General features: G+C 65.3%; 20 protein-coding genes. 13 read left to right on the forward strand and 7 right to left on the reverse strand.

All coding sequences use genetic code 11. From position 1 onward, the window contains the following. Nucleotides 1–55: 55 nt before the first annotated feature. Entirely contained in the window at nt 56–3,181 is a 3,126-nt protein-coding gene (locus AC1DX5_RS01675; protein WP_478013901.1) for a TonB-dependent receptor, read from the reverse strand. A gap of 531 nt (nt 3,182–3,712) precedes the next feature. Between AC1DX5_RS01675 and AC1DX5_RS01680 the strand changes: the two genes are divergently transcribed. Next, the gene (locus AC1DX5_RS01680) at nt 3,713–4,672 is read left to right on the forward strand and encodes a cupin-like domain-containing protein (RefSeq protein WP_465175683.1); all 960 of its coding nucleotides are present in this window, start codon (nt 3,713–3,715) and stop codon (nt 4,670–4,672) included. A gap of 6 nt (nt 4,673–4,678) precedes the next feature. Here AC1DX5_RS01680 and AC1DX5_RS01685 read toward each other — a convergent pair whose 3' ends face one another. Together AC1DX5_RS01685 and AC1DX5_RS01690 are read right to left on the reverse strand one after the other, a co-directional pair. Further along, on the reverse strand, nt 4,679–5,473 hold the full coding sequence (locus tag AC1DX5_RS01685; protein ID WP_478013902.1) for a GDSL-type esterase/lipase family protein: 795 nt from the start codon (nt 5,471–5,473) through the stop codon (nt 4,679–4,681). Then, nucleotides 5,470–6,438 (reverse strand): alpha/beta hydrolase, encoded by a 969-nt coding sequence (locus AC1DX5_RS01690; RefSeq protein WP_478013903.1) that lies wholly within the window; start codon nt 6,436–6,438, stop codon nt 5,470–5,472. The genes AC1DX5_RS01685 and AC1DX5_RS01690 overlap by 4 nt, the downstream gene beginning before the upstream one ends. Nucleotides 6,439–6,676: 238 nt before the next feature. Between AC1DX5_RS01690 and fucP the strand changes: the two genes are divergently transcribed. From fucP to AC1DX5_RS01720, 6 genes are all read left to right on the forward strand, one after another. Then, a complete protein-coding gene (gene fucP, locus AC1DX5_RS01695) occupies nt 6,677–7,900 on the forward strand; it encodes an L-fucose:H+ symporter permease (RefSeq protein ID WP_478014030.1) in 1,224 nt (407 codons plus the stop codon). Continuing rightward, nucleotides 7,897–8,715 (forward strand): amidohydrolase family protein, encoded by an 819-nt coding sequence (locus tag AC1DX5_RS01700; protein ID WP_465171831.1) that lies wholly within the window; start codon nt 7,897–7,899, stop codon nt 8,713–8,715. The genes fucP and AC1DX5_RS01700 overlap by 4 nt, the downstream gene beginning before the upstream one ends. Then, a complete protein-coding gene (locus tag AC1DX5_RS01705; protein ID WP_478013904.1) occupies nt 8,712–9,683 on the forward strand; it encodes an aldo/keto reductase in 972 nt (323 codons plus the stop codon). Before AC1DX5_RS01700 ends, AC1DX5_RS01705 begins: the two co-directional genes overlap by 4 nt. Next, a complete protein-coding gene (locus AC1DX5_RS01710) occupies nt 9,680–10,411 on the forward strand; it encodes an SDR family oxidoreductase (protein WP_478013905.1) in 732 nt (243 codons plus the stop codon). The genes AC1DX5_RS01705 and AC1DX5_RS01710 overlap by 4 nt, the downstream gene beginning before the upstream one ends. A 2-nt stretch (nt 10,412–10,413) precedes the next feature. Then, nucleotides 10,414–10,758 (forward strand): L-rhamnose mutarotase, encoded by a 345-nt coding sequence (locus AC1DX5_RS01715; RefSeq protein WP_478013906.1) that lies wholly within the window; start codon nt 10,414–10,416, stop codon nt 10,756–10,758. Nucleotides 10,759–10,861: 103 nt separating this feature from the next. Next, nucleotides 10,862–13,345 carry a PAS domain-containing protein gene (locus AC1DX5_RS01720; RefSeq protein WP_478013907.1) on the forward strand — a complete coding sequence of 828 codons (2,484 nt, stop codon included), beginning with the start codon at nt 10,862–10,864 and terminating at the stop codon, nt 13,343–13,345. Nucleotides 13,346–13,415: 70 nt separating this feature from the next. On the opposite strand, the gene AC1DX5_RS01725 is transcribed toward AC1DX5_RS01720, so the two are convergent. Together AC1DX5_RS01725 and kdsA are read right to left on the reverse strand one after the other, a co-directional pair. After that, nucleotides 13,416–13,724 carry a hypothetical protein gene (locus AC1DX5_RS01725; RefSeq protein ID WP_465171826.1) on the reverse strand — a complete coding sequence of 103 codons (309 nt, stop codon included), beginning with the start codon at nt 13,722–13,724 and terminating at the stop codon, nt 13,416–13,418. Between the two features lie 32 nt (nt 13,725–13,756). Then, nucleotides 13,757–14,605: a 3-deoxy-8-phosphooctulonate synthase gene (gene kdsA, locus AC1DX5_RS01730; protein ID WP_465175674.1), complete on the reverse strand. Its 849-nt coding sequence runs from the start codon at nt 14,603–14,605 to the stop codon at nt 13,757–13,759. Between the two features lie 158 nt (nt 14,606–14,763). Here kdsA and AC1DX5_RS01735 point away from each other — a divergent pair, with 158 nt between their 5' ends. The 5 genes from AC1DX5_RS01735 to AC1DX5_RS01755 all read left to right on the forward strand — a co-directional run bounded on the left by AC1DX5_RS01735 (nt 14,764) and on the right by AC1DX5_RS01755 (nt 20,191). Beyond that, nucleotides 14,764–15,759, forward strand: a complete 996-nt coding sequence (locus AC1DX5_RS01735; RefSeq protein ID WP_465173869.1) for a KpsF/GutQ family sugar-phosphate isomerase — start codon at nt 14,764–14,766, stop codon at nt 15,757–15,759. Next, nucleotides 15,752–16,582: a 3-deoxy-manno-octulosonate cytidylyltransferase family protein gene (locus AC1DX5_RS01740; RefSeq protein ID WP_478014031.1), complete on the forward strand. Its 831-nt coding sequence runs from the start codon at nt 15,752–15,754 to the stop codon at nt 16,580–16,582. The genes AC1DX5_RS01735 and AC1DX5_RS01740 overlap by 8 nt, the downstream gene beginning before the upstream one ends. Continuing rightward, nucleotides 16,573–17,181: a histidine phosphatase family protein gene (locus AC1DX5_RS01745; protein ID WP_465175672.1), complete on the forward strand. Its 609-nt coding sequence runs from the start codon at nt 16,573–16,575 to the stop codon at nt 17,179–17,181. The genes AC1DX5_RS01740 and AC1DX5_RS01745 overlap by 10 nt, the downstream gene beginning before the upstream one ends. 143 nt (nt 17,182–17,324) lie before the next feature. After that, on the forward strand, nt 17,325–18,998 hold the full coding sequence (locus AC1DX5_RS01750) for a capsular polysaccharide export protein, LipB/KpsS family (protein WP_465171823.1): 1,674 nt from the start codon (nt 17,325–17,327) through the stop codon (nt 18,996–18,998). Then, complete coding sequence (locus tag AC1DX5_RS01755; RefSeq protein WP_465177094.1) at nt 18,998–20,191, forward strand: glycosyltransferase family 4 protein; 1,194 nt, start codon at nt 18,998–19,000, stop codon at nt 20,189–20,191. Before AC1DX5_RS01750 ends, AC1DX5_RS01755 begins: the two co-directional genes overlap by 1 nt. Nucleotides 20,192–20,212: 21 nt before the next feature. Here the strand turns inward: AC1DX5_RS01755 and AC1DX5_RS01760 are convergent, their stop codons facing one another. Beyond that, nucleotides 20,213–20,887 carry a sterol desaturase family protein gene (locus tag AC1DX5_RS01760; protein ID WP_465175670.1) on the reverse strand — a complete coding sequence of 225 codons (675 nt, stop codon included), beginning with the start codon at nt 20,885–20,887 and terminating at the stop codon, nt 20,213–20,215. A gap of 85 nt (nt 20,888–20,972) precedes the next feature. On the opposite strand from AC1DX5_RS01760, the gene AC1DX5_RS01765 reads away from it, so the two are divergent. Then, entirely contained in the window at nt 20,973–21,749 is a 777-nt protein-coding gene (locus tag AC1DX5_RS01765) for an SDR family NAD(P)-dependent oxidoreductase (protein WP_465171821.1), read from the forward strand. Here AC1DX5_RS01765 and AC1DX5_RS01770 read toward each other — a convergent pair. Beyond that, entirely contained in the window at nt 21,730–23,217 is a 1,488-nt protein-coding gene (locus tag AC1DX5_RS01770; RefSeq protein WP_478013908.1) for an LTA synthase family protein, read from the reverse strand. The two genes, AC1DX5_RS01765 and AC1DX5_RS01770, sit on opposite strands and share 20 nt — an antisense overlap. Between the last annotated feature and the right edge of the window lie 148 nt (nt 23,218–23,365).

Consider the following 23,365-nt stretch of genomic DNA (forward strand, 5'->3'; position numbering starts at 1 on the left):
TAGTAGCCAAAAAACGCCCCCGGATCGCTCCGGGGGCGCAAGGTTACAGGAGGGGCTAGAAAACGCCACGCACAAGGAATGCGAACCGTCTATCGGTGTCCGTCCAGCTGTAGCGCGGCTTGAGATCGGGATCGCCGACATCAAGGAAAGTCCGCGCGTTCAGCAGGTTCGTGCCCTGCACACCAATCTTGAAATGCTTGTCGATCGAATAGAGGATCGACCCGTCGAGCTGGCCGTATTTCTCCGACCAGACCGGGAAGTTGATGTTCGCCGCCGAGGTCGTCAGCAGATAGCTCGACCGCCAGTTATAGGCGAGCCGCGCCGATATCCCGTATTTCTCGTAGATGCCCGCCACGTTGAAGGAGTATTTGGAAAGGCCCTCGAGCGGCAGGTTCGGCCTGATCGCATTGGTCGTCTGGTTCGAATCGAACACATTGACCGCGGTATTCCTGCCGCCGGAGCTGTCGACATAGGTGAAGTTGCCCTGGAAGCCGAGGCCGCTGAGCGGCCCGGGCAGCATGTCGAAAAACTGGGTATAGGCGACCTCGAAACCCTTGATCTTGCCGTGCGCGCCATTCGTCTGTTGGGTCACGTCGAAGGTCAGCGTCTGCCCGCCGCTCGTATAGGTCTGCGAGGCGACGCCCGCGAAGATATAGTTGCTGATGTCCTTGTAGAAGCCCGCCAGGGTCAGGCTGTTCGATTTCGAGAAATACCATTCCAGGCTGACGTCGAACTGGTTCGATCGTGTCGGCCTGAGATCGGGATTCCCCGCCGTGCCGGTGAAAGCCGTCACCCGGCCGCCCGCGCCCGTGCCGTTGGCGATGCCAGTGGCGGAGTCGAAACTGAACCCGAGGGTGGTGAAGGGATTGAGCTGCGCGAAGGTCGGACGGACGATCGCCTGGGCGGCCGCCAGGCGGAGCTGCAGATTGTCCTGGAGGAAGAAGCGCAGATTCAGACTGGGCAGTACATCGGTGTAAGAACCGCTATGCGCCTGAGTCAGTCCGCCGATATTGCCGCCGGAAAAGGCGACGGCGCTGGCCAGCAGGTTGCAATCGGCCTGGGTGACCGTCTGCCCCGCCCTCGGCCCCGACGTGATCGGGGTCCCGACGGCGCAGCCCGCCGTGGGTGCCGCGACCCGGATCGCCGAACCCGTCGCACCGGTGTCGGTATTGACGACACGAACGCCGATATTGCCATCGAAATGAAGGCCGCCATCCGAGCCGAAACGGAGCAGGGCGTAACCGGCCCTGGTCTTCTCGCTCTGGTTGTTGATGCCACCGCTGACATTGTCGGCGCCTGGCGCGGCGAGCGAATAATCGCTGCTGAGCGGGGTCCAGCCCCAGCCGCCGGATTCAGTGCTCTTCAGGTAATTATAGGCATTGGCGGTGCCGTTGCTGACCAGCGCGTTGCTCGGGAACCAGAAACTGCTGCCGATGGCCGGCACCTTGCCGCGGAAGAAGTTGCTGTAGGTGAACAGCTCCGACTGCCCCGGAAGCCCGGGCGCCTGGGGGCCGCCGGCATAGCCCGTCTGGTTGAGATAGACCGGGTTGCCGGTCGCGCCCCAATATTGCTCGCTGAGCAGCGCCCAATTGTAGCCGGTCTGGCGGGTGATCGCGGTACGATCGGTGCCGCGCGCACCCAGCCGGAAGGACTTCAGGAACGGGTTGTCGATGAAGCTATATTCCACATCGGCGCGCTCGGCCCATTCATGCGCCTCATTGTCCTCGATATGGTCCATCGCCGCGGCCCACCAATAGCTGCTCTGGTTGGCCCAGGTGCCGAAGCTGGCGCCCGGCCCGGCGGTGGGCGTGACGGTCAGCGAGGGGTCGTCGCCGCGGAAATCGAACTTGAAGGTGCCTAGCGTGTTGGTCTGGGTGAAGGCGGTCATGCTCACCACCTGCGCCGTCGACTTCACATATTGGACATCGGCGCTGAACGCCCAATGCTCATCGGGCGTCCAGCGCAGGTTGAGCGAATAATCCTGCGTCTTCTTGTGCTGCGACCCGAACCGCGTATCCGGATTGATCTGGCGATTGGTGATCGTGCCCGAGGAGAGCTCGCGGTTCGGGCCGAAAGTATAGGTTCCGATGTCGGGTGAATTGGCCGCGACCGACGGCCCGGCATAATCGCCGACCGCATGTTCGATATCGTGCGGGTCCGCCTGGCTGATCAACGCTTCGCCGGTCAGCAGCAAGGTCTCGCTCGGTTTCCACTGCACCGATCCGACAAAGGCCGTCCGCTTCTGCTCCCAGTCGATCTGGCGGAAACCCATGCCGTTGGGAACAAAAACGGTCGTCCCCGCGGACACGCCGTCCTGCGCCTTGCCGAGGGGCGCCGCATCGTAACGGCCGGCCGAGATGCTGTCGGTGCGATTGCCGATATTGCCGATGCTGTACGACAGCAGCACGCCGATCTCGCCGAGCGGGGTCGACCAGCGATCGCTGGCCAGCACATTGCCCGACCAGAAACCTTTTTTCCGAAGATCGGCATAATTATAGTCGCCCGACGCCGCGAGGACGAGGCCTGTGGAATCGAACGGCTTGCGCGTGCGCAGGTTGACGATGCCGCCGATGCCGCCCTCGACCAGTTCGGCCGATGGGTTCTTGTACACGTCGACGCCGGCGAGCAGGTCCGACGATACATCCTCGAAGCTCAGCCCGCGACCGTTGTTCGCCGAGAAGACGTCACGGCCGTTGAGCTCGGACCGCACCCAGGAAAGACCACGGATGAACACGCCGCCGCCTTCGGACGACAGGCGGGCAGGGTCGCGATTCTCGTTGGTGCGCTGGAGCGTGATGCCGGCGATACGCTGCAACGCTTCCGACACCGAACGGTCCGGCAGCGCGCCGATATCCTGCGCGGTGATCGAATCGACGATCTGCTCGGCATTCTGCTTGCGCGCCTGGGCAGTCTGCAGCGAGGCGCGAATGCCGGTGACGACGATATCGCCCTTGGTGTCGGTCGAGAGCGCCGAGTCCTGCTCGGACGCCTGGGCATCGGGGCCCTGGCCTGCGCCACCCCCGGCGCCGGCCTGGCCGGCGGCATCGGCGATGGCAGTCTGCGCCAGGGCAGGCATCGGCAGCATCATCGCCGCGATCACCAGCGAGGACGCGCCGAGATGCCGGCGCCTGGAGGCACCCATCGACCGGGCCGGTCCAGAAGCGATTTCATCGAATACCATCAAAAGGGTCCCCTCCCCGTGAAGTCGGCGCCGTTCGCGACGCCCGTCATCCATTGGTCTCGTCGACAGGATCGTTGCGATCGAAGCACGTCCGTCCACCGGAACCCGTCCGGTGCATCTGACAGCGGCAATTCGATTGAGCCTTCGATCCTCCCGATATGCGACGCTTGAGCGCTCTTTCTGCCCGCATTGTCTAGCACTGGTAAAAATGATTTTCAAGCATGAGACGTACGTTGTCATATTGCAGCGCAGCAAAATTGAGCCGCCGCAATGCAGCAGACTGCATACCGGGAAATGTCCAAGGACACCGGTGTCTATCCCATGGCTGAGCGATTCATCGCGAAAAATAGCTCGCATGTGCAGCATAGCTGAATATGCGATTATTTTTACATGTGCGTGTCTTTTTCACAAAATTGCGCAGGTTTTCTGGCGAAATTCATTCCGAAGGAGCTATGTTCGTCCATCACGAGTCCCGGGCAAAAACCGGGAGGGAGCAGGATCATCAGGGCAATCCGCGAAGTCGACCCGGCCATGTTCCGATCGGTGATCGCCGAGGCGCGGCCCGCCGTGCTGCGCGGGCTGGTTGCCAACTGGCCGGCCGTCGCCGAGGGTCGGCGCGGCGCCGCCGACCTCGCCCGTTATCTGTCGGCGATGGACAGCGGCAAGTCGGCCGGCTGCGTGGTGGGAGCGCCCGCTATCGGCGGCCGCTTCTTCTACCGCGACGACATGGCCGGTTTCAATTTCGGGCGGCGCGATGCCCGGGTGAGCGACGTGGTCGGCCAGTTGCTCCATCAGGCGGCCACCGCCGAACCGCTCGCCATCGCAATGCAGTCGGCGCCGACTGACGAGGTGCTCCCCGGTTTTGCCGACGCGAATCCGATGCCGCTTCTGCCAGAGGTGCGCCCGAGGATCTGGATCGGCAACGCCGTCCAGGTCGCGACGCACTATGACTCCAACGACAATCTGGCCTGCGTCGTCGGCGGGCGGCGGCGCTTCACGCTGTTCCCGCCCGATCAGATCGCGAACCTCTATGTCGGCCCGCTCGAGATGACGCCAGCCGGCGCGCCGGTCAGCATGGTCGATGTCGAGGCGCCCGATCTCGACCGCTATCCGCGTTTCGCCCAGGCGCTGGAGGCAGCGGAGACGGCGGAGCTCGCGCCCGGCGACGCGATCTTCATCCCCTATTTCTGGTGGCATGCGGTACGCTCGCTCGATCCGCTGAGCGTGCTGATCAACTATTGGTGGAACGACATCCGCGAAGCAGCCTCACCGCTGAACGCGCTGCTCCACGCGCTCCTCGCGATGGGCGATCTGCCGGCGGAACGGCGCGCGATCTGGAAGGGCATGTTCGATCATCTCGTCTTCCACGCGAACGGCGACCCGGCCGGGCATCTGCCCGAGCATGTGCGCGGCGTGTTCGGCACGCTCAGCCCGGAGCAGCGCCGCGACCTCACCGCTCACCTCGCCCGCTCGCTGGCGGACAAGCCCTGACGCCGCTCAACGGCGCTTGCGGGCAAGGACATGGTCGATCGCCGCCTGCGCGATCGGTGCCATGCGGGCATAGCCGCTCGGCAGCGGATGAAGGCCATCGCGCGTCAGGTCGCGCTGAAGCAGGCCATGCCCGTCAGTCATCGCAGCATGATAATCGGCGAACCCATAGCCGCGCGTCCGGCAGAACGCCTTCAGCCAGGCGTTGAGCGCGCGGATCACCGCAGGATCGCGTTCCTTCAGCATGTCGCGCGCATTGTCCGTGTAGTTGTTCACCGGCATGACCGATCCGAACACGACCGCGATGCCGTGCCGGTCGGCGAGGTCGGCCATCGCCTCGTAATTGGCTTCGATCTGTTGCTCGGTCTCCTGCTGCAGCACGCCGTGCAGATCGTTGACGCCCGCGAGGATCACTACCGCCGAGGGGCGCAGCGCGATGACATCCTGATGGAAGCGCAACAGCATTTGCGCGGTGACCTGGCTGCCGATGCCGCGATTGACATAGGGCTTGCCGGGAAAGGCCCTGGACAGGTCCCAGAGATCCGTGATCGAATCTCCAAGGAAGACGACACGGCGCTCGCCCGGCCTGGGCGGCGGCAGCGCGCGGTTCGCGGCGGCGTAGAGATAGCGCTCGCCGAAATCCTGCATCAGACTCGGCACCAGCGTCGCGCGGAATGGGCCGAGCCAGGGGCCCCAGTCCTTCTCGACGACCGTCCGTCGTTCGGGCGAGCTCTGATAATGGTCCTGCGCCGACACCGGCGCCGCGATCGCCAGCGCGGCCGCCAGCCAGACCAGCATCCTCATGCCGGGAACACGCCCTTGCGCGCCGCATAGGTGGCGAGCAGCCGCGGCCAGCTCATCACGGGCAGGGCCTGAGGAGCACGCACGCCGAAGCCGTGCCCGCCTTCGTCGAACACATGCAGCTCGGCCGGGCGCCCCGCCGCGAGCAGAGCCGCGTACAGCGCCAGGCTGTTCTGGACCGGGACCAGCCCGTCGTCCGAGGCATGGACGAGGAAGGTGGGCGGCGTGCGTGCATCGACCCGCATCTCGATCGAATGGCGCTCCCGCTCGGCGACCGAAGCGCCCTTGCCCAGCAGATCGTCTCGCGATTCGATATGCGTAAAGGGTGCGGCCATCGACAGCACCGGATAGATCAGCGCGGCGAGATCGGGGCGCGCCGGCAGCCGGTCAGCCTCATCCACTGGTTTGTAGAGCGCTTCGGCATGGCGTGTCGCGAGCGACCCGGCGAGGTGACCGCCCGCCGAGAATCCCAGCACCGCAACCCGCGCGGGATCGATCCCGAAACGCTGCGCCCCGGCGCGGATGATGCGCATCGCGCGCTGCGCATCCTGCAGTGGCACCTCGCTGCGGCCATTCCATCCCTCCACCGGCAGGCGGTAGCGCAGGATGAAAGCAGTCACGCCGCGCTCGTTGAGCCAGCGCGCCTGCGATATGCCTTCATTGTCATAAGCGAGGAATCGGTAGCTGCCGCCCGGCACCACCAGCACTGCGGCGCCATTGGGCCGGGCCGGACGGCACACCACCAGCACCGGGCGGTCGACCCCGGTCAGCCAGCGGTCGGGATGCGCCGGGTCCTTCGACTGATCGTCAGTCTTCGGCCAGATCACAGTACCCCGATCGCCCGGGATCGCGCCGGGCCACAAAGGCACCGTCTCTTCTCCGGCAAAGGGCTGGCCGATGGCGGCGCCGGGCAGCAGCGCAAGCGTCGCCCCGGCTTGCAGCACGACACGGCGTGACATGTCGACCATCCCATCTCTCCCCTTCGCCGCGCTTGGATGCGCGCTTGTCGTGGCGTTTGATAGGGCAGACGCACCGCGCGCCGCAATGCATTTAATCACTGGTGAAAACATGTTTCACATTTCACAATGACGAAACGATCGGCTATCACTGGGCAAAGCACGCCGCCGCGACCGGCGAGCAGGCATGGGAGGATTGAGCATGCCGTTGTCAGGCACCACCATCGACGGAACGGCCCCGTCGATCGCCATGGCCTCGGACCCCACCGACACCACCAGCCGCCGCGCGCTGATCCTGGTGATCGGACTGTTCTTCCTCTGGGGCGTCGCGAACAATCTCAACGACGTGCTCATCGCGCATTTCCGCCACGTCTTCTCGCTCGGCGATTTCCAGTCGGGGCTGGTGCAGTCGGCCTTCTATCTCGGCTATTTCTGCTTCGCGATTCCGGCCGCCCTGTTCATGCAGCGCTTCGGCTACAAGGCCGCGGTGATCTTCGGGCTTGGCCTGTTCGGGCTGGGCGCGTTGCTGTTCTGGCCGGCCTCGACCGCGCTCAGCTATCGCTTTTTCCTGCTCGCCCTGTTCGTGATCGCAAGCGGGCTCGCCTTTCTCGAGACCGCCGCGAATCCGATGGTGGCTGAGCTTGGCCCACCCGAAAGCGCCGAGCGCCGGCTGACCTTCGCCCAGGCCTTCAACCCGCTCGGCTCGATCACCGGCGTGACGCTAGGCGCCTTGCTGATCCTGCCTGCCGGCGACAGCGCGCAATCGGCCATCGCCGACACCCAGGCGGTGCGGCTGCCTTATATGTTGATCGCAGCCGTCGTGCTCGGCTGGGCGGCCTTGCTGGCGATCACCCGTTTCCCGACCCGGGCGTTGCGCCCGCGCGAAACCGGGCCTGGCAGCCTCGCCGGCTATCGCGCCCTGCTCGGACGGCCGCACTATCTGTTCGGGGTCGCAGCGCAATTCTTCTATGTCGGCGCGCAGGTCGGGGTGTGGAGCTATCTGATCCGCTATGTCGATGCGGCCCTGCCCGGTTTCGGTCAGCGCAACGCCGCCTGGCTGCTGACCGCCTCGCTTGCCTTGTTCATGCTCGGCCGTTTCGTCGGCAGCGCGCTGCTCGCACAGATCAGCGGGGCGCGGCTGATGCTCGGCTTCGCGGGGATCAACGCGCTGCTCTGCCTGCTTGCCACCATGATCGGCGGACCGGTCGGCGTCGCCGCGCTGGTCGCCACCAGCTTCTTCATGTCGGTCATGTACCCGACGATCTTCGTGCTGGCGCTGCGCGACCTCGGGCCGCTGACCAAGCCCGGTGCGTCGCTGGTGGTGATGGCGATCATCGGCGGCGCGGTCATCACCGCACTGATGGGCGTCGCTTCGGACCACGCCGGCACGATCCGCGCGGCAATGGCGGTGCCGGCGCTGTGCTTCGCTGTGGTGGCGCTGTTCGCGCGGAGCCATCTGGGTGCCCGCGCTTGATCGACGCTCATGTCCATATCTGGCACCTCGGCCGCAATGACTGCACCTGGCCGACCGCTGATCTCGCCGCGATTCACCGCGATCACGAGCTGGTGGAGATCGAGCGGCTGGCTGCGCCGCTCGGTGCAACCGCCATGATCCTGGTCCAGAGCCAAGAGAGCGACCGCGATACCGACTGGTTGCTCGGTCAGGCTGCCGCCTCGCCGTTCGTTACGGGCGTCGTCGGCTGGGTCGATCTCGCCACCACCGATATCGGGGCTCGGCTTGACGCGCTGATCGCGGCGGGGCCGCTGGTCGGGATTCGGCCGATGATGCAGGATCTGCCTGCCGATGCCTATGACGATCCGGCGCTGGCTGCGGGGCTGACGGCGCTCGCCGATCGGGACCTGACCCTCGACGCGCTGATCCGGCCCGGACACCTGCCGGCGCTCGGCCGTCTTGCCGATCGGCATCCGCGCCTGCGCATCGTGATCGATCATGCCGCCAAGCCCGAGATCGGCGCTGGCGGCCATGACCGCTGGCACGAGGCGATCGCGCCGCTGGCCCGGCATCCCCTGATCGCCTGCAAGCTTTCCGGCCTGCTGACCGAGACGGCCCCGGACCAGCCCCCCGAGGCCGTGCTTGACTATATCCGCGCGGTCCATGCGCTGTTCAGCGGCGACCGGCTGATCTGGGGCAGCGACTGGCCGGTGATCAACCTGCGCGGCGACTATGCCGCCTGGCTGGCGCTCGCCCGGGGTGCGATCCCGACCAGCGAGCATGATGCCGTCTTCGGTCGCAACGCGCGCGCCTTCTATCCCCGGACACGGACATGAGCATCGCCCTCCCCCGCCTCGGCATGGGCACGGCGGCGATCGGCAATCTCTATCGTGCCGTGTCCGACGAAGAGGCGCAGGCGACCGTCAGCGCAGCCCTCGGGGCCGGCATCGGCTATTTCGACACCGCGCCGCATTACGGCTTCGGCCTGGCCGAACGGCGGCTGGGTGCAGCGCTCGCCGGGCATGATGCAATCGTCTCGACCAAGGTCGGCCGTCTGCTCGAGCCAACCTCTGCTCGCGGGACGCGGCACGGGTTCGTCGATGCCGATCCGTTCGAGCCCGTGTTCGATTACAGCGCCGACGGCATCCGGCGATCGTATGAGGCGAGCCTGAAACGCCTGCGCCGCGACCGGGTCGAAATCCTGCTGGCGCATGATCTCGGCGTGGTAACTCATGGCGATCGGCACGAGCATCACCGCCGCGCCTTCCTCGACGGCGGTTACGCCGCAATGCGCGCGCTGCGCGATACCGGTGCGGTCGACGCGATCGGCATCGGCGTCAACGAAGTCGCGATCTGCCTCGACCTGCTGCCGCGCGTCGCGCTGGACGTGATCCTGCTCGCCGGCCGCTATTCGCTGCTCGATCGCGGCGCCGACGCTCTGTTCGCGCTGTGCGCCGAGCGCGGCGTCCGCGTGATCATCGGCGGCCCGTATAATAGCGGTATTCTCGCGCGGCATGATCTCGGCGACGGCAGTGGGTTGCATTACGACTATGCGCCGCCTTCGCCCGACATGCTGGCGCACGCTCGACAACTGGCGGCGATGTGCGCGGCGCACGGTGTGCCGCTTCCCGCCGCGGCGTTGCAATTCCCGCTTCGCCATCCGCAGGTCGCGACGGTGATCCCGGGTATTGTCGGCGTCCCCCAGTTGCGCGACACGCTGGTGCGGCTGGCCACGCCGGTCCCCGAGGCGCTGTGGACGGCACTCGCCCAGGCAGACATCCCCCTTCGACAAGAGGCATCATGACTCAGCGACTAGCCGGAAAGACCGCCCTCATCACTGCCGCCGGACAGGGCATCGGACGCGCCTCGGCCCTGTTGTTCGCCGCGGAAGGCGCGACCGTGATCGCGACCGATCGCGAACCCGTCACCCTGGCCGGGCTGGACGGCATCGACTGCCGCGCGCTCGACGTGACCGATCCCGCCGCGATCCTGGCATTGCGCGATGCCATCGGGCCAGTCGACATCCTGTTCAACGTCGCCGGCGTCGTGCAGGGCGGCACCATCCTCGACTGCGACGAAGCCGCCTGGGCTTTTTCGATCAATCTCAACATGACCGCGATGTACCGCACGATCCGCGCTTTTCTGCCGGGCATGCTCGACAAGGGCGGGGGTGCGATCGTCAACATATCGTCGATCGCCAGCTCGGTGAAGGGCATCCCCGATCGCTTCGCCTATGGCGCGACCAAGGCCGGGGTGATCGGCCTGACCAAGGCCGTCGCCGCCGATTTCGTCGGCCGGGGCATCCGCTGCAACGCGATCTGCCCTGGCACCGTCGATACGCCGTCGCTCCAGCAGCGGCTGCACGACACGGGCGATTATGAGGCAGCACACCGCGCCTTTATCGGTCGCCAGCCGATGGGCCGGCTCGGCCGCGCCGAGGAGATCGCCGCGCTGGCGCTCTACCTCGCCAGCGACGAGGCGAGCTTCACCACCGGGGCGGTGCATGTGATCGACGGCGGCTGGATCAACTAGATATGCGCCATATCCTGCTGATCGACCTTGTCGACGAGGCGGAAGCGATCGCGCGGTACGAGGCATGGCATGCGGCCGGTGCCCTGCCGCCGCCCATCCGCGAGAGCATCAGGCGGGCGGGCATCACCGGCATGGAGATCTACCGCACCGGCAATCGCCTGGTCATGGTGATGGAGACCAATGCCGATTTCGACCCTGCGGCCAAGGCGGCGGCGGACACCATCGATGCCGCGGTACAAGCCTGGGAAACGCGGATGGACAGTGTCCAGCGCCCGCTATCCTGGGCCAGCGACGGCGCCAAATGGACGACCGCCACGCGCATCTTTTCGCTGGCGGAGCAGCCCTGACCGATTCGTGACGCGGCGCTGGCGCAACCAAAACAGTCAATTTAGGTTAAGCACGCTGGCTGGCCGTCGAGGCCGGCGAAAACAAGGGGCGGTCGCTTTACCGATGAATGATGTCGTCGCGGATTCAGAACGGCGCCGGCGCGAGGCCCTGGCGCGGTACGACATTCTGGACACGCCCCCCGAAGCGATCTTCGACGACGTCGCGCGGCTCGCCGCCGACCTGTGCGAAACGCCGATCGCGGTCGTCAACCTGATTGGCGAGGGCCGGCAATTCTTCAAGGCCGAGGTCGGGCTCGGTGTGCGTGAAACGCCGCTGGAGACATCCTTCTGCACTCATGCCCTGCTCGAGGAAGATTTCCTGCTGGTGCCCGATACCAGCGCCGATCCGCGCTTCGCCGGCAACCCGCTGGTCACGGGCGCGCCGCATCTGCGCTTCTATGCCGGCGCGCTGCTGAAGACGCCCGACGGCCATGCGATCGGCACGCTCTGCGTCCTGGATACGAAACCGCGCGCGCTGAACGAAGTGCAGCAGCGTTCGCTGAAGGTCCTGGCTGGGCAGGTGATGAGCCAGCTCGACCTACGGCTCGCGCTGCGCCAACGCGACGAGAAGGAAGGCCAGTACCGCACCCTGTTCGATTCGATGGACGAGGGCTTCTGCATCATCGAATTCCTCGACGGGCCGCACGGACCGCTCAGCGACTATGTCCATGTCGAGGCCAATGCCGCTTATGCCCGGCATGCCGGCATTCCCGATGTCGTCGGGCAGAAGGTCCGCGACATGGTGCCGCTCGAAGCCGGCGACTGGGTGGCGCGCTATGGCACGGTGCTCGAGACCGGCACGCCGATCCGCTTCGAGCGCGAGCTGGAGGCGACCGCGCGTTATCTGTCGCTGTCGGCTTTCCGGATCGAGCCGCCGGAGCGCCGCCAGGTCGCGGTGCTGTTCCAGGACATCACCGCCCGCCGCGCGGCGGAGGTCGAGCTGGTGCGGCTCAACGCCACCCTTGAATCGCGCGTCGACGACGCGCTGGCCGAACGCAAGATCCTGGCCGATATCGTCGAGGGCACCAATGCCTTCGTCCAGGTGGTCGACGCGGACTATCGCCTGCTGGCCGTCAACGGCGCCTCGGCGGCCGAGTTCGAGCGCGTCTTCGGCATCTATCCCAAGGTCGGCGACAGCCTGCTCGACCTCCTCGCCGACCAGCCCGAAAGCCAGGCCGCCGTACGGGCGATGTGGAGCCGGGCGCTTGCCGGCGACGAGTTCACCGCCGTCGCCGAGTTCGGCGATCCCGGTCGTGATCGGCGCCATTACGAGATGCGCTTCAACGCGCTGCGCGACAAGGACGGGCGCCAGATCGGCGCCTATCAGTTCGTCCATGACGTGAGTGAACGACTGCGCGAACAGGACCGACTGCGCGATGCCGAGGAAGCGCTGCGTCAGGCGCAGAAGATGGAAGCGGTCGGCCAGCTGACCGGCGGCCTGGCGCATGACTTCAACAATCTGCTCGCCGGCATCTCGGGTGCATTCGAGATGATCGGGACGCGGCTGGCGCAGGGGCGTGGCAGCGATGTCGAGCGCTATCTGTCCGCCGGCCAGGGCGCCACGCGGCGGGCGGCGGCGCTGACTCACCGGCTGCTCGCCTTCTCCCGCCGCCAGACCCTGTCGCCCAGGCCGGTCGTCATCAACCGCCTCATGGCGGAGCTGGCCGAACTGGTGCGCCGCACGGTCGGCCCCTCGATCGCGGTCGAGACGGTCGCGGCGGGCGGTCTCTGGCCGAGCCTGGTCGATGCCAACCAGCTCGAGAACGCAATCCTCAACCTGTGCATCAACGCCCGCGACGCCATGCCCGACGGCGGCAGGATCACGATCGAGACTGGCAACAAATGGCTCGACGCGCGCTCCGCCGCCGAGCGCGGGCTTGTTCCCGGACAATATGTCACGGTGTGCGTCAGCGACACCGGGACCGGCATCGAGAAGGACGTGCTCGACCGCGTGTTCGACCCCTTCTTCACCACCAAGCCGGTCGGCGAGGGAACCGGCCTTGGCCTCTCGATGGTCTATGGTTTTGCCCGCCAGTCGCACGGCCATGTCCGCATCTATTCCGAGGTGGGCCAGGGGACGATGGTCTGCATCTATCTTCCCCGCCATTTCGGCGAGGAAGACGTGCAGGGTGACGAGAGCGACGCGGCCGGCTCCCCGCAGGGCAGCGGCGAGCGGATCCTCGTCGTCGACGACGAACCGACGATTCGCATGCTCGTCGTCGATGCGCTTGGCGAGCTCGGCTATCACTGCGCCGAGGCGGCCGACGGTCCGGAAGGTCTCAGGGTGCTGCAGTCGAGCGACCGGTTCGACCTGCTGATCACGGATGTCGGCCTGCCCGGCGGGCTGAACGGCCGCCAGGTCGCCGACGCGGCGCGCGCGCTTCGTCCCGATCTGCGCGTCCTGTTCATCACCGGCTATGCCGAAAACGCGGTGCTCAATCACGGCCATGTCGAGCGCGGCATGGAGATTCTCACCAAGCCGTTCGCGGTGAGCGATCTTGTCGCACGAGTCGAACGACTGCTGCGCGGGGTGTTGCCGAGGGCTTGAGTTGGGTAGGTGAGCGGCCGAGATCAGGCAACGAAGTCAGTCCACGCTCCGCTGTCAGGCCATCGCAGTCCTAGGCGCGCTTGCCCACGATTACCGCCAAGGTAACGGACGCGGCAATCGCGACGATCGTTTCCGAAATAGAATGGCTGTTCCATTCCCAGACTTCGAGGCCAGCAAAGGCCGGCATATTTGCGCGGCGGCCGCCCCCGAACTGTTCAATCCATTGATATTCGCGCTGGGTTATCTCACGCATGACGCAGACAGCGGCACCGGCGAAGCAACCGATCCAGATCGACGCCCTGGCAGGTGCCCGGAACAGATGGCCTATGCCCCAACACGCCAGCTGGATACCAATCGAGATCGGAACATGTGCGAGCATGTCAATCGAACGCCTCATCGCAGTGGGTTGCACTATGGAAACATATCGGTTCCGCCATCCTTGACCAGCGCGTCGATCGCCACCAGCCCTTCCAGCAGTCCTTCCAGCCGATCGAGCGGCCAGCTATTAGGTCCGTCGGATAGCGCGCGATCGGGATCGGGGTGGGTTTCCATGAAAAGGCCCGATATCCCCGCCGCCACCGCCGCTCGGGCGAGAAGCGGCACGAATTCGCGCTGGCCACCCGAGCGATCGCCCTGCCCGCCCGGAAGCTGCACCGAGTGAGTCGCGTCGAATACCACCGGGCATCCGGTGTCCCGCATGATCGCGAGGCTGCGCATGTCCGACACGAGGTTGTTGTAGCCAAAGCTGGCACCGCGTTCGCACACCATGAAATTATCGGTCGGAACACGCGCTGCTTCGGCAGCGGCGCGTGCCTTGGCAACGACATGAACCATGTCTCCGGGAGCAAGGAACTGCGCCTTCTTGATATTGACCGGCTTGCCCGATGCCGCGACCGCCGCGATGAAATCGGTCTGCCGCGCCAGAAAGGCGGGCGTCTGCAGCACGTCGACGACATCCGCCGCCATCCTGACCTGATCCTCCGTATGGACATCAGTCAGGACGGGAAGTCCTGTTTCCTCCCGCACCTTCTCCAGGATGCGCAGCCCTTCTTCGATGCCAGGGCCGCGAAAGGACGTTCCTGAACTGCGATTGGCCTTGTCGAAGGAGCTCTTGTAGATCAGCAGAACGCCCAGCCTGTCGGCAATTCCGGCAAGCTTCGTCGCCGTTTCAAGCGCGAAGACCTCGCTTTCGATGGCACAGGGGCCGGCGATGAAAAAAATGCGCCGATTTGGACCAATCTCTTTCCCGCACAGACGCATGTTACCCCCTTCTCGCTTGCCCGCAGGTGGCCTGTCTCTTTAGAGCAACAAGCGATCGCGTTGCGAGGCCTTGCGCTGCAGAAACACTGGAAGTCAACGTGATAGCACTTTAGAAGGTGACCGATCGGTTTGCTGCGCTGTGGGTTTTGGGGAGTTTTATGCAGGCGACGGCTGCAAGTATATTAGACGAGTCGGGTTTGCTTTCCGCACTCCGTACAACGCGGATTGAGATTGATGCGCTTCAGGCCTTTGCTGAGGCGTTGCGCGCGCCGCCGCTACGTTATGGCTTTGTCAACGCAATATCCGCGATCAGCGCCTTGTCGGGGCGCCTGATCGTCACCGGCATGGGGAAGAGCGGATTGGTCGGCCGTAAAATTGCAGCGACCATGACATCGACCGGCACGCCTTCGCTGTTCCTGCATTCCAGTGAAGCGAGCCATGGCGATCTCGGGATGATCGGCCTCGACGATATCGTGTTCGCCTTGAGCTGGTCGGGCGAGACGACCGAGCTCGGCGATATCATTGCCTATTGCCGGCGCTTCGGCGTGAAGCTGATCGTCGCGACCGCAAATGCAGACAGCACAGCAGGCCGGGCGGCCGATATCTGCCTCGCCCTGCCCTCGGTTCGCGAGGCATGCCCGAACGAGCTGGCGCCAACATCGTCGACCACGGTCCAGGCGGTGCTTGGCGATGCACTTGCCGTGGCGCTCATTGAGCGGCGCGGCTTCACCCGGTCCGATTTCCTGACGTTCCATCCCGGCGGCCGGCTCGGCGCGCAATTGACGACGGTTGCGCAGTTGATGGCGCGGGGCGACAATGTGCCGATGGTACGGGGCGGCGCCACCCTGCTCGATGCGACGTTCGAGATGAGCCGCAAGCGCTATGGGTGCACCGCAGTCGTCGACGATGACGACCACCTCGTCGGTGCTTTTACCGATGGCGACCTGCGACGCAGCTTCGCGAGCAAACACCTCGGCGACGATATCCGCGAGCATATGAATGCGTCGCCGATCTCGGTAGGCCCGGAAACGCTGACATCGGATGCCCTTCGAATCCTTAACGACAACGCTGTGTCAGTCCTTTTCGTTTGCGAGAATATGCGTCTGGTCGGGGTGATTCATCTCCACGACATCCTGCGTGCGGGCGTTGCCTGACAGCATTTCGCCCGACCTGATTGTGGTCCCCGCGCGGTTCGCGTCCCAGCGGCTGCCGGGCAAGCCGCTTATCCAGATCGCGGGTCGGACCTTGCTGTCGAGGGTTGTGGCCGTCGCCCAGGAGGGCGCACGCCGCGTCGGCAACACCGATGTCATCGTGGCCACCGATGACGTCCGCATCCTGGACCATGCCCGAAGCCTGGGCTGCGACGCCGTCCTGACCGATGCTGCGATCAGCTCCGGTTCGGGGCGCGCCTGGGCGGTGGCGCGCGATCGCGAGATCGCGCCCGCGATTGTCGTGAACTTGCAGGGTGACGCACCCTTCGCGCAGCCGGTGATGATTGCCGCGCTCATCGCAGCGCTGCGTCGTTCGAGCTGTGCGGTGGCGACGCCCGTCGTGCAGCTTTCCTGGGACGCGCTCGATGCGCTACGCGGGCACAAACTGGCCTCCCCCTTCAGCGGCACGACCTGCGTGCGGCACGCGGACGGCCGCGCATTGTGGTTTTCGAAGTCGGTAATTCCCTCGATCCGCGGCGAAACGCAGCTCCGGGACCAGAACCCGCTTTCGCCCGTGTTCCGGCATGTCGGGCTCTATGCGTATCGCTTCTCGGCATTGGACCGCTTCGAAAACACCGCGCCGACGCCGTACGAACTGCTTGAAGGCCTTGAGCAGCTGCGCTTCCTCGAGACGGGCGAAGATATTCTGACAGTAGAAGTAGCCGCATCTCCGCACGCCATGTCCGGCATCGACACCAGGGATGATGTCGCTTTGGCGGAAAGCCTCATCGCGCAGCATGGCGAACCTTCTCAATCATGGATCTGATCGTCACGATCGTCCGACATGGCAACACGTTCGGCTCCGATGAGGCCCCCCGCAGGATCGGCGCGCGCACTGACCTGCCGCTCGTGCCGAGCGGTCATGAGCAGGCACATGCGCTCGGCGCGTCGTTCGCCCGGCAGGGCCGTCGATTCGACCGCGCCCTGGCGGCAGCGCTGGAGCGGACTCAGGCGACGATCGCCGACATTCTCGCTCATCTGCCGGATACTCCCGTCGTCGAGTCCGCCCATTGGCTGACGGAGATCGATCATGGCCCGGATGAGGGGCAGACCGAGGACAATGTCGTCAGCAGGATCGGGCACGAAGCGCTCTCTGCCTGGGATGCGGAGGCAAAAGCGCCAGATGGGTGGATCGTCGATGCCGACCAGCGGATCCAGGGCTGGCAGGATTTGTGGCGAGCGGGCGAAGGCCAGGTGTTGATCGTGACCAGCAATGGCGCGGCGCGCTTTGCGTTGCTATCCGATCCGGCGCTGGCGAGTCAGGCGGCTGGGCTTCCCTCACTCAAGCTGCGAACCGGCGCCTATGGCCTGATCGCCCGTGAACGAGGCAAGCTCCGACTCCTCGCCTGGGATCAGCGACCCTGACCATAGCTTGCATCGGAAGCAGCATTGCGGGAAAGCTGGGCGATGACACGCGCCCGATCCCTGCCATCGACGTTATGGACTCGCCGTCGTCCGCAGCGAGGCGCCTGCGCGTGAGCGCGGCGGGACCAGTGCGAGCCGCTGTGATGGAGACGAGCAGGCCGCTGCTTCGCGCGCCGCCATTTCCCGGAGCGGATGCGTCGGTCACCCAGCCATGCGGAGCCGTCACCGCGGACCTCACGCCCGACGCGATCGACCAACTCTTTGCGGTGATCCGCGATGCGCGCGTCGGGGGAGCCTTCTGGGCACCACATAGCCAGGACAGCAGGGCGACCTTGATCCTCCGCGCCCGCTCGTCGACCGAAGTCGATTCCACGCTGGCGGCACTGCCGGAGGCGGAGCGCGCCTCAACATTGTGGGTTCCTCCAGCCAGTGACGCCGGCCGAGTCGTTCCCACCCCCGCCGTTTCCCAGGGGTTCGTTGCGACCGGGCCGATCGACCCCTGGTCCGTCCTGGATCGCGGAGTCGCGCTGGTTGCCCATGGTGACGACGAGTGGGTCGCGCTTGGGGTGATTGCTGGTGCGCGGGTGCATCTCCTGTCAGAGGGCCGGTTCGGCGCGCCTGGCGACGACGTCGCCCGGCTGCGAAGCATTGTCGCCGGAGACCTGATGTGCGTCCGTTATCGGGACCCCTTTTTCGCAAGGGAAACGAGTATCGAGGCGGTGGTGGCATTGCTCTCCGAATGGCGCGGAATGTTCGAAGCCAATCGCACGATCATCGCGGCATGCGGATTCAGCTGGTGGAAGCGTCCGGAAATTGCGCGGTTCCTGTGGACACCCGAGCACGCGCTGCGGTTCTTCTGGTCCGAAAGGCGAGCACTCGCTTACGCCGCCCGGCATGGCGGTGCGGTCGCGATATGGCCGTCGCGCGTATCCGGTAACATGGCCGCGACGGCGGCGGCGAAGAGCGTGGCGTTGATCCGCGTCGAGGACGGATTCATTCGGTCGGCGGGCCTTGGCAGCAATCTCGTGCCGCCGTCCTCGGTCGCGGTCGATCGGCGCGGCATCCATTATGATCCGGGTGGGCCGAGCGACCTCGAAGCCCTCCTCGCCGATTCAGACTTCCCGCCCGCGTTGCTCGCCCGGGCCGCGCGATTGCGTACGACGATTCTGGAGGCGGGAATCAGCAAATATGGCAGCGACGCCGGCCATGCCTTCCCTGCTCGCCGGAATGGAAGCCGACTGGTACTCGTACCGGGTCAGGTTGAAGACGACATGTCGGTCCGCCTGGGCGGCGGGGGGGTGTCGACCAATCTGGAGCTGTTGCGCCGCGCCCGCGCGCGGGAGCCCGATGCGGAAATCTGGTTCCGTCCACACCCCGACGTGATTGCGGGGCATCGCAAAGGCGCAGTCAGCGAAGCGGATGCGCTCGAATATGCCGACCGCATCGTCCAGGGCGGCGGGATGGCGGCGTTATTGGATCAGGTCGATGCCGTCCACGTACTGACGTCTCTGACCGGATTCGAGGCGTTGCTGCGCGGGCGCGAGGTGGCGTGCCACGGTACGCCCTTCTATGCCGGCTGGGGACTGACCCGCGATTTCGCACCTGTGCCAGGTCGGCGCGGACGTCATCTGACGCTGGAGCAACTGATCGCAGCGGTGCTGATCGTCTATCCGCGCTATCTCGACCCGGTGACCGGCCTGCCCTGCGCGCCCGAGGTCCTGATTCAACGCATCGGCCAGGGAGCGGCCCGCAATCGCCTGGGGTGGGTGACGCGTTTTCGTCAGATGCAGGGCCGGTTGCGGGGGCAACGGGCCTGATGGCCAGGCAAGTCGTCCTCGACCTGTCTCGCCTGGTGTCGCGTGCGCGGCATCACACGCCATCGGGCGTCGATCGCGTTGAGATGGCCTATGCGCGCGGGCTGCACGCGCGGCTCGGCGACGGGCTCCGCTTTGCGGCGGTGCACCCGTTTGGCCTGTATGGCAGGCTGCCGAATCCAAAGGCACTGCGCTTTCTCGACACGTTGGAAAGGCGCTGGGAAAATCAGGAGGGTGGCGTCGAGAGGCGTCCGCTCGTTGAAGTGCTCCCGACATTGCTGGGACTTTTGCCGGAGGTGGCACGCGGATCGCCCGGAAGCGTCTATGTTCAGGCGTCGCCCCATCATCTTACCAGGCCGGCGTTGGTCAGGCGCATTCTGGCGCGGGAACGGGCGCGATTCCTCTGCCTGGTGCATGATTTGATTCCGATCGAATATCCCGAATATGCGCGTACCGACGGCGCCAGGTTGCACAGGCGCCGGATCGAGACGATCGCAGAGCTTGCCGATAGCGTCATCGTAAATTCGGGCGCGACGGGCGAGTCGCTGCGCCCTTGGCTCGATCGGACCGGCCGAAATGTCGCGATGCGCGTCGCGCTGCTCGGCACGCACGACATTCCCATTCCTTCGCTTACCCCGGCAACGCCGACCGAGCCCTATTTCATTTGCGTGGGCACGATCGAGCCGCGCAAGAATCACCTGCTGTTGCTCAACTTGTGGCGGGCATTGGCGGTCGCGCTGCCGCCGGGCAGCGTCCCGCGCCTGATCATCGTCGGCCGACGCGGCTGGGAGAATGAGCAGGTAATCGATATGCTCGAACGCTGCACCGCGCTCCAGGGACATGTTGAGGAGCTCAACGGGTGTTCAGACCAGCGCATGCGGGCACTGCTGCGCGGCGCGCGCGCGCTGCTGCTGCCCTCCTTCGCGGAAGGCTATGGGATGCCGGTCGCCGAGGCATTGTCGATGGGGACGCCGGTGATCTGCAGCGATCTGCCCGCGCTGCGCGAGGCAGGGGGCGGAGTGCCCGACTTTCTCGATCCGCTGGATGGCCCAGCCTGGAGCGCACACATTCTCGATCACTTCCGTGCTGGCCCGCTCCATGCCGCACAGATGCAGCGCCTGGTGCCGTGGCGCGCGCCCACTTGGGATGATCACATCGCCACCGTGTGCGATGCCATCCGGGAACTGCAGCAGTGAGCGATCGCCCGGTGCGTTCGCTCAGGGCCGTTTTGCTGGAATGTCCGTTCCGAAGACACGATCCCAGAATGTGGCCGTGATCGAGAAATTGCCTTCCTGCTTGGCGTAATGGTGCCGGATATGGTGGCGTCGCAGCTGGCGCAGCACTGGGCTCCGCATCGGCAGCTGGTGGCATGCATAATGAATGGCGTCGTACACGACATAGCCGATCCCGAAGCCCAGATAGACCACTGATCCCGGCGGTCCCAGGAGCATCCAGAATCCGAGCCAGATCAGGGCAGACAGGACGACGCTGACCATCGGCGGCATGATGTTGCGGTATCGATCGCCCGGAGCCTCATGGTGGTTGCCATGCGTCAGAAAAATCAACCAGCGCCCAAATTCCGACTTCAGCTTCAGATGGAAGATGAAACGGTGCATCGCATATTCGAACAGGGTCCAGATCAGACCGCCAAGAAGCACGAGCGCGAGTGACGCCGGCAAGTTCGCGACCCCCCAGCTCGCATAGAATGCAAGGCCGAGAAATACCGTCCACGTCAGCGCGAACGCAAGCGGCGATACCAGGGTCAGTCGTTCCAGCAAATCGTTGCGAAACAACCTGATACGCGGTGAGGCAGACCTGTACTTCATCATTCGCAGGTCTCGTTTTCTCCCGTCGGAACATCGGCATGCGCACAGGGGCACGGCCGCTGTCAAGTTTCAATGCGTCGGAAACTGCCGCATCTGCGAAAAAGCGGCAGATTGCCTGGAAGCCTTGCCGCGAGACCGCCATAAGCTTCTCATGAGGGCCCCCGAACCGAATCGAATCCTGATCACGGGCGCTTCAGGCGGCCTGGGTGGAGCACTCGCGCTTCACTATGCGCAACCGGGCCGAACATTACTGCTTTGGGGTCGGGACCATAAGAAGCTGGAGACGATCGCCGTTGCGTGTCGCGCGGCGGGCGCAGCAGCGATCCCGCGCTCGCTCGATCTTTCCGATGGCGCGACAGCCGTCGCCGCACTCGAGCAGGAGGACGATGCAGGCGCGATCGGCCTGGCGCTGTTCGTCGCAGGCGCCGGCGATGTACAGGCATCGGGCGACTTAGTGGAGGACCCGACGCAGGTCGTGCGACTGGGGATGGTGAATTTCGTAACTGCCAGCGCCATGGCCGCGGCCCTGGCGGGGCGCATGGCGCAACGCCGGCAAGGCCGGATCGTCCTTGTCGGATCCGCGTCCGCCTTTCACACCCTGCCCTTCGCTGCAGCCTATGCAGCGTCCAAGGCCGGCCTTGCCCATTTCGCCCAGGCCCTTCGGATCGGCGTGAAGCAATATGGTGTGCAGGTCACGTTGGTCTCACCCGGATTTGTCGATACTGATGCGGGGCGACGGGTGGTCGGCCCCAGGCCGTTCCTGCTCCAACCGTCGGACGCCGCGACTCGAATCGCCCGGGCGGCCTCCCGGGGCAAGTCTCATCTCATCTTTCCCTGGCCGTTCGCGCTGCTACGCTGGATCGATCTCCTCCTACCGGCGGGAATACGCGATCGGCTCCTGCTCGGGCTCAGACCTCCGAGCGACTGAACATGGTCGCGCCGTCCTCATGCACGCAGCGAAGAATGGCGTGATGAAGCGCAGCCGGAGAAAGATCTGTGCGGCCCGGGCCGCCCTCCCATAGCGATCCGCCGGCACCGAATCGAACGATCACATAAGGCGTATGGCGCGCTCCGCCTGGCGCCGTCGCGCCAGGGATGCTCGGCCGGTGGTCGCCGAAAAACACGAGCAGCGCGGACCGGCCGTCCTTGCCGAGTCGCTCGACCAAGCCGCTCAGCATGGCGTCGCTGCTCTGGAGACGGTGGAGATAGGCTTCCAGCCGCCCGCGGGCGTCGCGCGCATTGTCGCTGTCCCAAGGCCCGTGGTTCTCCATGGTCACGGCGTAGATCAGCGTGGGGCCAGCGGCCTTGTCCAGAAGCTCGGCCAGCGACGCACCGAGAGTGCGGTCATCGACATAGCGGCCACCTCGCGACGAGGTCGGCGGGAACCCTTCTTCGCCTATCATCCGATCGAAACCGAGCGCAGGCATCAACCTGTCGCGATTGTAGAAGCGCAGGTCGTGCGGATGGACAAAGGAACAATGATAGCCGGCCTCTCGCAGCCGCGCCGGCAGCGCATAGGACGTTTCGCCCTGCGCGCTCAAAAACGGGTCGTAGCGACGGAAACCAAGCTCGTCCTCGCTGCGGCCAAACAGGACCCCATATTCCGTGCGCATCGTATAGGCACCGAAGCCGCTGACATCGAGGTCGCCCCATTGCCACGCGACCTTCCGCGCGCTGGCAAGGCCGGGCAGCGCGTGGTGCGCCTCGCCGGTAATCTCCACCGGATCTCCGAACGACTCGCATTGCACGATGACGATCAGTTCGGGGGGGGCAGGATCGGTTTCCCAGGTGACGCTGAGCGGAGGACAGGGTTGCGGGTCCGGACTATGCCGCCAGCGCCGCCAATAGAGAAACAGACTGGCGATTAATCCATATCGGACAAAGTCGCCTGCAAGGTCGGGCGTCTGGGCCACTGACTCGAGCCATTTACTGCGAGCGAGCAGTAGCGCTGCTCCGCTCCCTACCGCCAGCAGCACGGCCCCCACAAGGTGAGGTTGAAACGACATCGAGAACAGCACGAGCAGAACGATGAGCGCGATCGCCGCGCCGATCGCCAGCAGGGCGCGCTGGCGCACTGAAAGCGCGGTAAAATAGAAGCGGGGATGCCGAAACACGGCAATTATTAGCGCCAAATCGGAGAAGATTAGCGGCTCGCCCAGCATTTTGTGCTTGGCATTGGAAGCGCCCGCAAGGAGCGCCATCAAGGCGCTCGCCAGAATGGCCGCGACCGGGGCATTGCCGGAGACTGCGAGCCAGAAGCCGAAAAGAGCCGTCATGACCAGCAGGTGCAACGCAAGCCCGCGCCGGTCCCGCAGATACGCGCGCGGCCGCACGGCCGCGTCGAGCATCAGCGATGCGACCAGCATCGCCAGGAGAGAGATCACACCATTCGCCACAGAGAGTCGCCGCGTTGCCAGTCTCGATTAAGCCGTGCCCTCTGGCCGCGAAAATGAATCGTGACCTCGTCCTCTAGCGGAGCTTCGCGGCACTGTCACTGTCCCGGCGCATCACACCGCAACTTGGAAAAATCCAACGCGATCTGTA

It is taken from the genome of Sphingomonas sp. P2_B6, assembly GCF_056404755.1.

Excerpts from the sequence above, each read along its gene's own strand:
- AC1DX5_RS01715 (WP_478013906.1), top strand. The coding sequence starts at position 10,414 with ATGCGCCATATCCTGCTGATCGACCTTGTCGACGAGGCGGAAGCGATC.
- AC1DX5_RS01745 (WP_465175672.1), top strand. The coding sequence starts at position 16,573 with ATGGATCTGATCGTCACGATCGTCCGACATGGCAACACGTTCGGCTCC.
- AC1DX5_RS01690 (WP_478013903.1), bottom strand. The coding sequence starts at position 6,438 with ATGGTCGACATGTCACGCCGTGTCGTGCTGCAAGCCGGGGCGACGCTT.
- AC1DX5_RS01765 (WP_465171821.1), top strand. The coding sequence starts at position 20,973 with ATGAGGGCCCCCGAACCGAATCGAATCCTGATCACGGGCGCTTCAGGC.
- AC1DX5_RS01750 (WP_465171823.1), top strand. The coding sequence starts at position 17,325 with ATGGAGACGAGCAGGCCGCTGCTTCGCGCGCCGCCATTTCCCGGAGCG.
- fucP (WP_478014030.1), top strand. The coding sequence starts at position 6,677 with ATGGCCTCGGACCCCACCGACACCACCAGCCGCCGCGCGCTGATCCTG.
- AC1DX5_RS01675 (WP_478013901.1), bottom strand. The coding sequence starts at position 3,181 with ATGGTATTCGATGAAATCGCTTCTGGACCGGCCCGGTCGATGGGTGCC.
- AC1DX5_RS01720 (WP_478013907.1), top strand. The coding sequence starts at position 10,862 with ATGAATGATGTCGTCGCGGATTCAGAACGGCGCCGGCGCGAGGCCCTG.
- AC1DX5_RS01755 (WP_465177094.1), top strand. The coding sequence starts at position 18,998 with ATGGCCAGGCAAGTCGTCCTCGACCTGTCTCGCCTGGTGTCGCGTGCG.
- AC1DX5_RS01725 (WP_465171826.1), bottom strand. The coding sequence starts at position 13,724 with ATGCTCGCACATGTTCCGATCTCGATTGGTATCCAGCTGGCGTGTTGG.
- AC1DX5_RS01685 (WP_478013902.1), bottom strand. The coding sequence starts at position 5,473 with ATGAGGATGCTGGTCTGGCTGGCGGCCGCGCTGGCGATCGCGGCGCCG.
- AC1DX5_RS01705 (WP_478013904.1), top strand. The coding sequence starts at position 8,712 with ATGAGCATCGCCCTCCCCCGCCTCGGCATGGGCACGGCGGCGATCGGC.
- AC1DX5_RS01735 (WP_465173869.1), top strand. The coding sequence starts at position 14,764 with ATGCAGGCGACGGCTGCAAGTATATTAGACGAGTCGGGTTTGCTTTCC.
- AC1DX5_RS01680 (WP_465175683.1), top strand. The coding sequence starts at position 3,713 with ATGTTCCGATCGGTGATCGCCGAGGCGCGGCCCGCCGTGCTGCGCGGG.
- kdsA (WP_465175674.1), bottom strand. The coding sequence starts at position 14,605 with ATGCGTCTGTGCGGGAAAGAGATTGGTCCAAATCGGCGCATTTTTTTC.
- AC1DX5_RS01710 (WP_478013905.1), top strand. The coding sequence starts at position 9,680 with ATGACTCAGCGACTAGCCGGAAAGACCGCCCTCATCACTGCCGCCGGA.